The sequence below is a fragment of the Streptomyces sp. NPDC054834 genome, from assembly GCF_053611185.1.
The window spans coordinates 459,985-471,992 of sequence record NZ_JBSGZV010000002.1; the positions used below are offsets into that span (position 1 = coordinate 459,985).

General features: G+C 71.8%; 14 protein-coding genes. 4 read left to right on the forward strand and 10 right to left on the reverse strand.

What is annotated here, in order from left to right:
• The first annotated feature begins 254 nt into the window (after nt 1-254).
• Together ACWGJM_RS04785 and ACWGJM_RS04790 are read left to right on the forward strand one after the other, a co-directional pair.
• The gene (locus ACWGJM_RS04785) at nt 255-1,043 is read left to right on the forward strand and encodes a hypothetical protein (protein ID WP_453410222.1); all 789 of its coding nucleotides are present in this window, start codon (nt 255-257) and stop codon (nt 1,041-1,043) included.
• 71 nt (nt 1,044-1,114) lie between these two features.
• The gene (locus ACWGJM_RS04790) at nt 1,115-1,510 is read left to right on the forward strand and encodes a hypothetical protein (protein WP_453410223.1); all 396 of its coding nucleotides are present in this window, start codon (nt 1,115-1,117) and stop codon (nt 1,508-1,510) included.
• A gap of 61 nt (nt 1,511-1,571) precedes the next feature.
• Here ACWGJM_RS04790 and der read toward each other — a convergent pair whose 3' ends face one another.
• From der to aroH, 5 genes are all read right to left on the reverse strand, one after another.
• The gene (gene der, locus ACWGJM_RS04795) at nt 1,572-3,053 is read right to left on the reverse strand and encodes a ribosome biogenesis GTPase Der (protein WP_453410224.1); all 1,482 of its coding nucleotides are present in this window, start codon (nt 3,051-3,053) and stop codon (nt 1,572-1,574) included.
• An 80-nt stretch (nt 3,054-3,133) separates the two neighbouring features.
• A complete protein-coding gene (locus ACWGJM_RS04800) occupies nt 3,134-3,721 on the reverse strand; it encodes a lysophospholipid acyltransferase family protein (protein WP_453410259.1) in 588 nt (195 codons plus the stop codon).
• Nucleotides 3,722-3,783: 62 nt separating this feature from the next.
• Nucleotides 3,784-4,476, reverse strand: a complete 693-nt coding sequence (cmk, locus tag ACWGJM_RS04805) for a (d)CMP kinase (protein WP_453410225.1) — start codon at nt 4,474-4,476, stop codon at nt 3,784-3,786.
• A gap of 111 nt (nt 4,477-4,587) precedes the next feature.
• Complete coding sequence (locus ACWGJM_RS04810) at nt 4,588-5,673, reverse strand: prephenate dehydrogenase (RefSeq protein WP_453410226.1); 1,086 nt, start codon at nt 5,671-5,673, stop codon at nt 4,588-4,590.
• Nucleotides 5,670-6,032: a chorismate mutase gene (gene aroH, locus ACWGJM_RS04815; protein ID WP_361440361.1), complete on the reverse strand. Its 363-nt coding sequence runs from the start codon at nt 6,030-6,032 to the stop codon at nt 5,670-5,672. Before aroH ends, ACWGJM_RS04810 begins: the two co-directional genes overlap by 4 nt.
• A gap of 179 nt (nt 6,033-6,211) precedes the next feature.
• Between aroH and ACWGJM_RS04820 the strand changes: the two genes are divergently transcribed.
• Nucleotides 6,212-6,613: a Rieske (2Fe-2S) protein gene (locus tag ACWGJM_RS04820; protein ID WP_453410227.1), complete on the forward strand. Its 402-nt coding sequence runs from the start codon at nt 6,212-6,214 to the stop codon at nt 6,611-6,613.
• 22 nt (nt 6,614-6,635) lie between these two features.
• The gene (locus tag ACWGJM_RS04825; RefSeq protein WP_453410228.1) at nt 6,636-7,379 is read left to right on the forward strand and encodes a nucleotidyltransferase domain-containing protein; all 744 of its coding nucleotides are present in this window, start codon (nt 6,636-6,638) and stop codon (nt 7,377-7,379) included.
• Here ACWGJM_RS04825 and ACWGJM_RS04830 read toward each other — a convergent pair.
• The 5 genes from ACWGJM_RS04830 to ACWGJM_RS04850 are packed head-to-tail and all read right to left on the reverse strand — an operon-like array spanning nt 7,305 to nt 11,832.
• Nucleotides 7,305-8,063, reverse strand: a complete 759-nt coding sequence (locus tag ACWGJM_RS04830; RefSeq protein WP_453410229.1) for a nucleotidyltransferase domain-containing protein — start codon at nt 8,061-8,063, stop codon at nt 7,305-7,307. The genes ACWGJM_RS04825 and ACWGJM_RS04830 overlap by 75 nt on opposite strands.
• A 3-nt stretch (nt 8,064-8,066) precedes the next feature.
• Nucleotides 8,067-9,092, reverse strand: a complete 1,026-nt coding sequence (locus tag ACWGJM_RS04835; protein ID WP_453410230.1) for an ADP-ribosylglycohydrolase family protein — start codon at nt 9,090-9,092, stop codon at nt 8,067-8,069.
• A gap of 39 nt (nt 9,093-9,131) precedes the next feature.
• Nucleotides 9,132-10,199 carry a pseudouridine synthase gene (locus tag ACWGJM_RS04840; RefSeq protein WP_453410231.1) on the reverse strand — a complete coding sequence of 356 codons (1,068 nt, stop codon included), beginning with the start codon at nt 10,197-10,199 and terminating at the stop codon, nt 9,132-9,134.
• Nucleotides 10,199-10,873, reverse strand: a complete 675-nt coding sequence (scpB, locus tag ACWGJM_RS04845) for an SMC-Scp complex subunit ScpB (RefSeq protein WP_361440346.1) — start codon at nt 10,871-10,873, stop codon at nt 10,199-10,201. Before scpB ends, ACWGJM_RS04840 begins: the two co-directional genes overlap by 1 nt.
• Complete coding sequence (locus ACWGJM_RS04850) at nt 10,870-11,832, reverse strand: segregation and condensation protein A (protein WP_453410260.1); 963 nt, start codon at nt 11,830-11,832, stop codon at nt 10,870-10,872. Before ACWGJM_RS04850 ends, scpB begins: the two co-directional genes overlap by 4 nt.
• Nucleotides 11,833-12,008: the final 176 nt, after the last annotated feature.

The following is a 12,008-nucleotide window of genomic DNA, read 5'->3' on the forward strand; positions in this document are numbered from 1 at the left end:
GTCGACCAAGCGCCCGAGCGATCTGTGACCCACTTCACCGGATCAACTTCCTTGACAGCGCGCCTAGTTGACGGGGAGTAGACGATTCCGCACCGGCTGTGACCCTGTGCGGTGGATGGTTCGATTCCGTTCCCCTTGGGGCGTGACTCCCGCCACAGATCGCCCGTTGTCTTCTTCATGAGCCCGGAACCCCCGGAACTCATGGGCCGGGAGCCACCCGGCCGACCCAGCACCGCATCCCGAGGGAGCCACCCGTGCCGCGCATGCTCGACGTCAGCGACGCCGTACGCGCCGAGATCGGCGACGAAGAAGCCGACCGGCTGCTCGCCGGAGAGAACACCCCGGGCAGTTACGACTGCACGTCCTGCCGCACGCCGGGCGACTCCGAGCAGGAGCGCACCAGCACCGTTCTGTTCGTCGGGGACGAGACCGCCGTCCTCGCCTTCGCCCACGCCAGCTGCCTGCCCTCGCAGGTCGTCCAGGTCACCGAGGAACAGTTGCAGGGCGCCGTCCGCTCCATCAGCGGCGAGGCGCACGCCTCCGGCGGCCGGCCGGAGAAGGCCGCGCCCGAGCAGGCCGTGCTCGGGGTGACCAGCGGACTGGTGCTGATCGCCGGGGAGCTGCACCCGGCGCTCGTCGTGGAGCCGACCGCGCCGATCGTGCGCCCGGGCACCACCGGAGCCGGGGACGACTTCCTGCCCCTGCTCATCGAGCAGGGGTTCATGCCGGTGACCGAGCTCGCCGTCGTGCCGCCGGTGCTGCACGGGTGGTCGGTACTGCTGGCGGCGGGTCAGCTGCACGCGGTGCTCCAGCCGGGCACGAACGGCGGGCAGCCGGTGGCCTGGTGGCAGGCGCACCAGCCGCTTCAGGTAACGGACGGGTGGCGGGCCGCCGCCAACAAGCACCAGCAGGTGCTGATGTTCGCGGCGCCGGTCGGTTCCATCGGGCGCCAGCCGCGGGAGGACCTGCTGCGGGACGCGCTGGACAAGGCGGCGGCCAACGGCAAGCTGGTCGCGGCCGCGCTGCCGCTCGCGGGCACCTGACAGCGTTCCCGCACCCCTAATGGCACGCTTCCGAGCCGCATCCCCGAAGGCCCGGGGTCGTTTGGACATACGTGCACACATACGACGTTCCCCCCCGCCGCCCGTCCTTCTCCCCCATTCCGTCCGCACGGTCGGGGCAGGAGGCGCCCGGCCGGACATCGGCCACGCCGATCTACGACACGCTCTACGCGGAGTGGGTCAGGACCTTCCGGACGCTGCCGGGCGACCGAAGCGGGGAGGAGGAGTTCGGGTTCACCGCCTTCGGGAACGCCCCGCACGGCACCGGCACGGGTTCGTACGGCTCGAACTCGTACAGCGCGTACAGCGCGGGCGCCTACAGCGCCCGCCATGGCACCGGGCAGCACCAGCCGTCCTGGCAGCGGATCGGGACGCTCGGACGACAGCACGACACCGGGATGCACCACGTCCCCGCGGCGCTCCCACCGGGCCCGCGCCGGGGAGCCTGACGTACGAACGGCGAGAGGGCGGCCCCTGATCGAGTCAGGGACCGCCCTCTCGCCGTGTCGGTCACTTCTTCTTCGCGCCGCGCTTCTCGCGCACCCGCACCGAGATGTGGATCGGCGTGCCGTCAAAGCCGAACTCCTCGCGCAGCCGCCGCTCGATGAAGCGCCGGTAGCCCGCCTCGATGAAGCCGGAGGCGAAGAGGACGAACCGCGGCGGCTTGGTGCCGGCCTGGGTGCCGAAGAGGATGCGCGGCTGCTTGCCGCCCCGGATCGGGTGCGGGTGGGCCGAGACCAGCTCGCCGAGGAAGGCGTTGAGGCGGCCGGTCGGCACCCGGGTCTCCCAGCCGGCCAGGGCCGTCTCGATCGCCGGGACCAGCTTCTCCATGTGCCGGCCGGTACGCGCCGAGACGTTCACCCGCGGCGCCCAGGCGACCTGGCCGAGCTCGGTCTCGATCTCCCGCTCGAGGTAGTAGCGGCGCTCCTCGTCGAGGGTGTCCCACTTGTTGAAGGCGAGGACCACCGCACGGCCCGCCTCCACCGCCATGGTCACGATGCGCTGGTCCTGCACCGAGATGTTCTCGGAAGCGTCGATCAGGATGACCGCGACCTCGGCCTTCTCGACGGCGGCCGCGGTACGCAGGGAGGCGTAGTAGTCGGCGCCCTGCTGGAGGTGGACACGCTTGCGGATGCCCGCCGTGTCGACGAACTTCCAGGTCTCGCCACCCAGTTCGATCAGCTCGTCGACCGGGTCACGGGTCGTGCCCGCCAGTTCGTTGACGACGACGCGCTCCTCGCCCGCGACCTTGTTGAGCAGCGAGGACTTGCCGACGTTCGGGCGGCCGATCAGCGCGATACGGCGCGGGCCGCCGACGGCGGTGCCGAAGCTCTGCTCGGGCGCCTCGGGCAGCGCCTCCAGGACGGCGTCCAGCATGTCGCCGGTGCCGCGGCCGTGCAGGGCCGAGACGGGGTGCGGCTCGCCGAGGCCGAGGGACCACAGGTAGGCCGCGTCGGCCTCGCCGCTCGGGCCGTCGACCTTGTTGGCGCACAGCACCACGGGCTTGCCGGCCTTGCGCAGCAGCCGGACGACCGCCTCGTCGGTGTCGGTCGCGCCCACCTTGGCGTCGACGACGAAGACGACCGCGTCGGCCGCCTCGATCGCGTACTCGGCCTGGGCGGCGACGGAGGCGTCGATGCCGAGGACGTCCTGCTCCCAGCCGCCGGTGTCGACGACCTTGAAGCGGCGGCCCGCCCACTCGGCCTCGTAGGTGACCCGGTCGCGGGTGACGCCCGGCTTGTCCTCGACGACGGCCTCGCGGCGGCCGATGATCCGGTTCACCAGAGTCGACTTGCCGACATTGGGGCGGCCGACGACCGCGAGCACGGGCAGCGGGCCGTGGCCCGCCGCCTCGATGGCGCCCTCGACGTCCTCGAGGTCGAAGCCCTCCCCCTCGGCGAGCTCCATGAACTCCGCGTACTCGGCGTCGCCGAGCGCCCCGTGCTCGTACTCGTGCTCGGCCGAGCCGTCGGGCTGGATGTGGTCGTTCATGGAGTCCGTACCTCGTCGTTCATTCGTGGTGATCGGTGGATCGCCCGGGTTGTCCCGACTGATCCACTACTCAGTGTGGCCTAGCGCCCGGTGAGGCGCCTGGCGTTTTCCAGGTGTGCGGTGAGCTGCTTCTGGATGCGTTCGGTCGCGTCGTCCAGCGCCTTGCGGGTACGCCGCCCGCTGCCGTCGCCCGCCTCGAACGGGTCGCCGAAGACGACGTCGACGCGGGAGCGCAGCGGAGGCAGCCCCTTTACCAACCGTCCCGGCCGCTCGGAACTTCCCAGCACGGCGACCGGCACGATCGGCGCCCCGCTGCGCACCGCGAAGTACGCCAGCCCGGCGCGCAGCGAGGCGAAGTCGCCCTCACCCCGGGTTCCCTCCGGGAAGATGCCCAGTACTCCCCCGTGCTCCAGCACGCCGAGCGCCTGCGTGATGGCCGTGCGGTCGGTGGTGTGACGGTCCACCTTCAGCTGGCCGATGCCCCGCAGGAACGGGTCGAGCGGGCCGACGAACGCCTCCTTCTTGATCAGGAAGTGCGTGGGCCGGGGCGCCACGCCCATGACCATCGGGCCGTCGATGTTGTGGGAGTGGTTGACGGCGAAGATCAGCGGGCCGGTCGCGGGCACCTTCCAGGCGCCGAGCACGCGCGGCTTCCACAGCCCGTACATCAGGCCGACGCCGATGCGCCGCCCGACCTCGGCGCCCTTCTCGGAAGGAACGGACAGCTGGGTCACTTCCCGGCCCGCTTCTCCTCGACGAGCGTGACGACGCACTCGATGACCTGTGCGAGGGTGAGCTCGGTGGTGTCCACCTCGACCGCGTCGCCCGCCTTGGCGAGCGGCGAGGTCTTGCGGCTGGAGTCGGCCGCGTCCCGCTTGATCAGCGCCTCGCGGGTGGCGTGGATGTCCACGCCCTTGAGCTCGCCGCTGCGGCGGGCGGCACGGGCCTCCGGAGAGGCGGTGAGGAAGACCTTCAGGTCGGCGTCCGGCAGCACGGTCGTGCCGATGTCCCGGCCCTCGACGACGATGCCGGTCTCCGCGGAGGCGGCCAGCGAGCGCTGGAGCTCGGTGATCCGGGACCGCACCTCGGGCACCGCGCTGACCGCGCTGACCTTGGAGGTGACCTCCTGGGTGCGGATGGGGCCGGCCACGTCGACGCCGTCGACCGTGATGGCCGGGGCGGACGGGTCGGTGCCGGAGACGATCTCCGGCTTCCCGGCGACGGCCGCGATCGCGGTCGGGTCCTCCAGGTCGATGCCGTTGTTCACCATCCACCAGGTGATCGCCCGGTACTGGGCACCGGTGTCCAGGTAGCTCAGGCCGAGCTGCGCGGCCACGGCCTTCGACGTGCTCGACTTGCCCGTGCCGGAGGGACCGTCGATCGCGACGATCACGGGCTTGGCGGTCGGGGCGCCGTTTTCCACGGGGACACCTTCCTGGTGCGGTGCGGGGAGCGGGGTGCGGGGAGCGAGAGCGCCCTGCACAAGGTTACTGGGTACGGGTCACTCGTCTGGACGCGCATGCCCGCCGCCCGCCTACTGCCGCAGAGCCCACCCTCGCTCGCGCAGCGCGGCCGTCAGCACCGGCACCGCCTTCGGCTCGACCATCAGCTGGACCAGGCCGGCCTGCTGCCCGGTCGCGTGCTCGATCCGTACGTCCTCGATGTTGACCCCGGCCCGGCCGGCGTCCGCGAAGATGCGGGCCAGCTGACCCGGCTGGTCGTCGATCAGCACGGCCACGGTCTCGTACACCCGCGGAGCGGACCCGTGCTTGCCGGGCACCCGGACCTGCCCCGCGTTGCCGCGCCGCAGCACGTCCTCGATCCCGGCGGTGCCCTCGTACCGTTTGGCCTCGTCGGAGGACTGAAGGGCGCGCAGGGCCTGCACCGTCTCCTCCAGGTCGGTGGCGACGTCGGTGAGCAGGTCGGCGACCGGACCGGGGTTCGCGGACAGGATGTCGATCCACATCCCGGGGTCCGAGGCGGCGATCCGGGTCACGTCCCGGATGCCCTGCCCGCACAGCCGTACGGCCGCCTCCTCGGCGTGCTGGAGACGGGCCGCGACCATGCTGGAGACCAGGTGGGGCATGTGGGACACCAGCGCCACCGCCCGGTCGTGGGCGTCGGCGTCCATCACCACCGGCACCGCCCGGCAGTGCGAGACCAGCTCCAGGGCGAGGTTCAGCACCTCGGTGTCCGTGTCCCGGGTGGGCGTCAGCACCCAGGGGCGGCCCTCGAACAGGTCGCCGGTCGCGGCCAGCGGGCCGGACTTCTCACGGCCCGACATGGGGTGCGTGCCGATGTACGACGAGAGGTCGAGGCCGAGCGCCTCCAGCTCGCGGCGCGGGCCGCCCTTGACGCTGGCCACGTCGACGTAGCCGCGCGCCACGCCCCGGCGTACGGCGTCGGCGAGGACGGCCGCGACATGCGCGGGCGGGGCGGCGACGATCGCGAGGTCCACGGGACCGGAGGGGGCTTCGTCGGTGCCGGCGCCCAGCGCGGCGGCCGTGCGGGCCTGCTCGGGGTCGTGGTCGACGAGGTGGACGACGACGCCCCGCTGGGAGAGGGCGAGCGCGGCGGACGTGCCGATGAGCCCGGTGCCGATGACGAGTGCGGTCCTCACTGGGCGATGTCCTTGCGCAGCGCGGCCGCGGCGCCGAGGTAGACATGGGCGATGTCGGCGCGGGGCCGGTCCGACTCGATGTGCGCGAGGACACGGACCACGCGGGGCATGGCGCCCTCGATGTCCAGCTCCTGGGCGCAGATCAGCGGCACGTCGACGATGCCGAGCTTGCGGGCGGCGGCCGCCGGGAAGTCGCTGTGCAGGTCGGGGGTGGCCGTGAACCAGATGCTGATCAGATCGTCGGCCGTCAGCCCGTTCCGCTCCAGGACGGCGGTGAGCAGGGCTCCGACCTGCTCGTCCATGTGTCCGGCCTCGTCCCTCTCCAGCTGGACGGCCCCCCGGACCGCTCGTACCGCCACGGCGCTGCTCCTTGCTGACGTGCGTTTTCGGTTCTTGGCCCGTCCAGCGTAGTCAGCCCTCGCCCATCCGGTGTCCGGCGCCCGCCCGCTGAGACGCGCGAAATGCGTGGTATGTGACAGTCTGTTCTGGATTGCTTCCTCTTCGGTTCCTTCACTGTCCACACGTTCGGAGTGACGACATGATCCAGGGTTCGGCGCGGCGCACGTTCCTCGCAACGGGTGCGGCTGCGCTCGCGGTGGGATGCGCGGGATGCGGCAACGACCATTCCTCGTCCTCGGCGAACACCTCCGGCGGGACGGATCTGGGGTCGACCGGTGACATCCCGGTGGGCGGCGGGAAGGTCTTCGCGGACCGGAAGGTCGTGGTCACCCAGCCGAAGGAGGGCGAGTTCAAGGCCTTCTCCGCGGTCTGCACGCACCGCGGCTGCACGGTGAAGCGGATCGCGGACGGCACCATCGACTGCCCCTGCCACGGCAGCAGGTTCGACGTCGCCGACGGTACGGTGGCCCACGGCCCGGCCACCAGGCCGCTGCCCCCGAAGAAGATCACGGTGGACGGAAAATCCATCCGCCTGGCCTGAGGATCCGCGTACGCTCCCGGCCATGCACCCCGAGGACCTGGTACGCGACCACACGATCTACTCCTGCGTGATGGGGTCGCGCGCCTTCGGGCTGGCCACGGAGGGCAGCGACACCGACCGCAGGGGTGTCTTCGTCGCTCCCACTCCCCTGTTCTGGCGCTTCGAGAAGCCGCCGACGCATGTGGACGGCCCGGGCGAGGAGCGGTTCAGCTGGGAGCTGGAGCGCCTCTGCGAGCTGGCCCTGCGCGCGAACCCGAACGTCCTGGAGTGCCTGCACTCGCCGTTGGTGGAGCACATCGACGACACCGGCCGCGAACTGCTGTCGCTGCGCGGGGCGTTCCTCTCCCGCCGGGTCCACGACTCGTTCACCCGGTACGCCCTGGGCCAGCGCAGGAAGCTCGAGGCCGACGTCCGCACCCACGGCGCCCCGCGCTGGAAGCACGCGATGCATCTGCTGCGGCTGCTGATGAGCGCCGGCGACCTGCTGCGCACGGGCGAGCTGACGATCGACGTCGGCGACCGGCGCGAGGCGCTGCTGGCGGTGAAGCGGGGCGAGGTCTCCTGGCCGGAGGCCGAGGCCTGGATGGCCCGCCTGGGGGCGGAGACGGACGAGTGGTCGCACCGCACCCCGCTGCCGGCCGAGCCGGACCGCCGCCGGGTGGAGGACTTCCTGCTCCGTACCCGCCGCGCCTCAGCCGGCCAGGCGGACCCGGACGACGAAGTCGTGCAGGGCGTCGTACGCGGTGGGCGCGTCGGGCAGGACTGAGGCGGCCTGGGCCTCGTCGAGCACCGCGTGCAGCCTCTCGGCGTCGGCGGCCACGCGCGCGTGGTCCACCTCGGCGCCGCCGTGCTCCCGCTCCGCCTTCGCCGCGATCAGGTCGGGCAGGTACGCGGGCGCGTCCGAGCCGGTGTCCAGGTCGAGCAGGGTCGGCAGATGGGCCTGGACCTCGCCACTGCGCATCAGGTGGATGCCGGTGAGCAGGACCCGGAAGGTGTACAGCAGCGGCTTGAGCTCGCCGGTCTTCTCGAACAGCCGCCACTGCGTCGCCGCGAACCCCCGGTAGTGGTGGGCGTGATGGCTCGTCAGCACGCCGGGCGCGAGCGCGGCCAGCTCCTGGTGCGCGTCGGTGGTGTGCGCCACCAGGGGCGAGAGGAGCTGCTCCAGCACATAGCCGTTGCGGCGCAGCATCAGCCGTACGAACTTGCGCAGATCGTGCGTGACGAGGTCCATCTCCACGCCGTACCGCACCCAGATCCGCGTCCGGGTCTCCTCCGGCTCCCGCAGCCCCACCAGATCGGCCGCGGGCAGCAGATGGACGCCCCGCAGGTCCAGGTCGGAGTCCTGCGAGGGAAAGCCGTACAGGTGCGCGCCGGAGACCGTGGCGAACAGCAGGGGGTCGGGCTGCTCGGCTATGACAGGCGTCAGGTCCATGTCGAGATCGTCGATCATGACCTAAGCGTCCCAGAGCGCTCCCAGCTCCAGTAGCTCACCTCGGTACTCGATCCGCTCCGCCCACTCGGCCGGCCAGGCGCCCGCACCGAGATACGCACCCGCGAAGGCCCCGGTGAGGCAGGCGATGGAGTCGGAGTCGCCGGAGGTGCAGGCGGCCCGGCGCAGCGCGGTGACCGGTTCCTCGGGAAAGAGCAGGAAGCACAGCAGGCCGGTGGCCAGCGCCTCCTCGGCGATCCAGCCCTCGCCGGTGGCCAGGCAGGGATCGTCCTCCGGTGAGACGGTGCCCACGGCCTGATCGAGCCGTTCCAGTATCGCCAGGCACTCGTCCCAGCCGCGGGCGATGAAGTGCTCGGGGCTCGGATCATGCGCTCGGGTCCACAGGTCGCCGAGCCAGGTGTGGTCGTAGCGGGTGCGGCTGCCCTCGGCGTACGAGCGCAGCAGCGCCACCAGCCCGCCCGGCTCGGCCCCCTGCGCGAGCAGGCGTACGGCGTGCGCGGTGAGGTCGGACGCGGCCAGCGCGGTGGGATGCCCGTGCGTCAGCGCGGACTGCAACTGGGCGGCCCCCGCGCGCTGTTCGTCACTCAGCCCCGGCGCGAGCCCGACGGGCGCCACGCGCATGTTGGCCCCGCATCCCTTGGACCCGACCTGACTGGCCTCCTGCCAGTGCCGCCCGTCCTCCTTCAGCAGGTCGCAGGCGGTCAGGCAGGTGCGGCCCGGAGCGCGGTTGTTCTCCGGCGACCGGTACCACTCCACGAACTCCTCGCGCACCGGCCTCTCCAGCCGCTTCGGCGCGAGGAAGCCCCGGTCCATCGCCGTCCTGAGCCCGCGCCCCAGTGCCAGCGTCATCTGTGTGTCGTCGGAGACGAAGGCCCGGCTGGGCAACTCCATCTCCCGCCACGGCCCGCACTTGGCGAGGATCGACGGCACGTCGTTGAACTCGGTCGGGAAACCGAGCGCGTCCCCGAGGGCGAGCCCGATCAGTGCCCCGGTGGCGGGGCGCTTCCCCGTGACCGTGCTGGTGCTCATGCCGACGTCCTCCCCCTGCCGCGCTGTACGGCACCAACCCTAGAGGTCGACCTCCTGCATCAGCATGCCGACCTCCGTGTTGGACAGGCGGCGGAGCCAGCCGGACTTCTGGTCGCCCAGGGTGATGGGGCCGAAGGCGGTGCGGACGAGTTTGTCGACGGGGAAGCCGGCCTCGGCGAGCATGCGGCGCACGATGTGCTTGCGGCCCTCGTGGAGGGTGACCTCGACGAGGTAGTTCTTGCCGGTCTGCTCCACGACGCGGAAGTGGTCCGCGCGGGCGTAGCCGTCCTCGAGCTGGATGCCGTCCTTCAGGCGCTTGCCCAGGTCGCGCGGGATCGGGCCGACGATGGCGGCGAGGTAGGTCTTCTTCACGCCGTACTTGGGGTGGGTCAGCCGGTGGGCCAGCTCGCCGTGGTTGGTGAGGAGGATGACCCCCTCGGTCTCCGTGTCCAGACGGCCGACGTGGAACAGGCGCGTCTCACGGTTGGTGACGTAGTCGCCGAGGCACTGGCGGCCCTCCGGGTCCTCCATCGTGGAGACGACACCGGCGGGCTTGTTGAGGGCGAAGAACTGGTACGACTGGGTCGCCACCGTCAGGCCGTCGACCTTGACCTCGTCCTTCTCCGGGTCGACCCGCTTGCCCTGCTCGGTGACGATCTCGCCGTTCACCTCGACACGGGCCTGGTCGATCAGCTCCTCGCAGGCACGCCGGGAGCCGTAGCCCGCCCGCGCGAGGACCTTCTGAAGCCGCTCGCCCTCCTGCTCGGCGCCGGGGAAGGTCTTGGGCAGCTTGATGTCCTTCTTGCCCGCGTACCGCTCGCGGTTGCGCTCCTCGACCCGGGTCTCGTACTCGCGGGAGCGCGCGGGGTCCGTACGGCCGCCCTTCTGGGGCTGCTTCGGGCCGCCCTTGGCGCCGCCGCGCGCCGCGCCGCCGCGCCCGGACTTGGGGCCGTCCTTGGTCGCGCCGGGGCCTACGTCGTAGCGGCGCTCCTCGGGGCGGGGCTTGCGGGGACGGCCCTCTCCCTGCCGCTCGTCCCTGTTGTTGCCCGCGCCGCGGTGGTTACCGCGCCCGCCGTTCCTGCCGCTGCCGCTACCGCTGCTTCGCATCAAAGTTCCGTCGTCGTCGTGTTGGGCATGTTCGTCCCGGGACCGTCGTCCGGGTCCGGGGCGTCCGGATCGAACGACGGTACGGCTTCCTGGGTCTCGGCCTCGATCGCCTCAGCCTCCGGGAGGAAGGGCGCGAGTTCCGGGAGCTCGTCCAGGCCGCGCAGGCCCATCCGCTCCAGGAAGTAGTTCGTCGTCCTGTACAGGATCGCACCTGTTTCGGGTTCCGTGCCCGCCTCCTCGACCAGACCGCGCTGAAGGAGGGTGCGCATCACGCCGTCGCAGTTCACTCCGCGCACGGCCGAGACGCGGCTGCGGCTGATCGGCTGCCGGTAGGCGACGACGGCCAGGGTCTCCAGTGCCGCCTGGGTGAGGCGGGCCTGCTGGCCGTCCAGGACGAAGCCCTCGACGGCGGCGGCGTACTCGGGGCGGGTGTAGAAGCGCCAGCCGCCGGCGATCAGGCGCAGCTCGAAGCCGCGGCCCTGCACGGTGTACTCGTCGGCCAACTCGCGCAGCGCGTCCGCGATCTGCCGCCGGGGCCGCTGGAGTATTTTCGCCAGGTGTTCCTCGGTGGCGGGCTCGTCCACGACCATCAGGACCGCCTCCAGGGCGGGCTTGAGCTCGAGGTCGGCGACGGTGCGCGGCCCTGCCGGGAGCTCTGCGGTGTCCTCGCTCACGCTTTCTTCTCCTCCTTCGGCTCCTCGGGCGGTCGGTCGAACTCGTCGGTGACCATCGGTGTCGTGTCCCCGGCCCCGCCGGTCCAGCGCACGATCAGCTCGCCGAGCGCGGTCTCCTGGTCCAGGGCGACGGCTTTCTCCCGGTACAGCTCCAGCAGCGCGAGGAAGCGGGCCACCACGGTCAGCGTGTCGTCGGTGTCCTCGACGAGCGTGCGGAAGCTGGCCTCGCCGAGCTCCTTCAGGCGTCCGATCACGATCCCGGCCTGCTCCTGCACGGAGACGAGCGGTGCGTGGATGTGGTCGACGTACACCTGGGGCTTCGGCTTGGGCTGCATCGCCTTGACCGCGAGCTTGGCGAAGCCCTCCGCGCCGATGCTGATGACGACCTCGGGGAGGAGTTCGGCGTGGTGGGGTTCCAGTCCCACGGTGCGGGGGTAGCGCCGGGCCTCTTCTTCCAGCCGCTGGTTGAAGATGTCCGCGATCTGCTTGTACGCCCGGTACTGCAACAGCCGCGCGAACAGCAGGTCCCGGGCCTCGAGCAGCGCCAGGTCGGCCTCGTCCTCGACCTCTGCGGTGGGCAGCAGCCGGGCCGCCTTCAGGTCCAGCAGCGTGGCCGCGACGACCAGGAACTCGGTCGTCTGGTCCAGGTCCCAGTCCGGGCCCATCGCCCGGATGTGCGCCATGAACTCATCGGTGACCTTGGACAGAGCGACCTCGGTGACGTCCAGCTTGTGCTTCGAGATCAGCTGGAGCAACAGATCGAACGGCCCCTCGAAGTTGGCGAGCCGTACCTTGAAGACCCCGTCGTCCACCGACGGCCCGACAGCGGCCCCGGCCTCGGCCACGGCCCCCCGCTCGCCTCCGGCGCCGATCTCCACCGGCACCGGTTCGACAGCGGACTCGGCCTCGGCCACATCCCCGGACCCGCCACCGGCCGCCTCCACCGGTCCCCCGGCCACGGCCTCCCGCTCGACCCCGGACGCCGGCACGGCCCCCCGCTCGCCTCCGGCACCGATCTCCCCCGACCGCCCGTGCACCGGCACCGGCACCGGTTCGACAGCGGACTCGGCCTCGGCCACATCCCCGGACCCGCCACCGGCCGCCTCCACCGGTCCCCCGGCCACGGCCTCCCGCT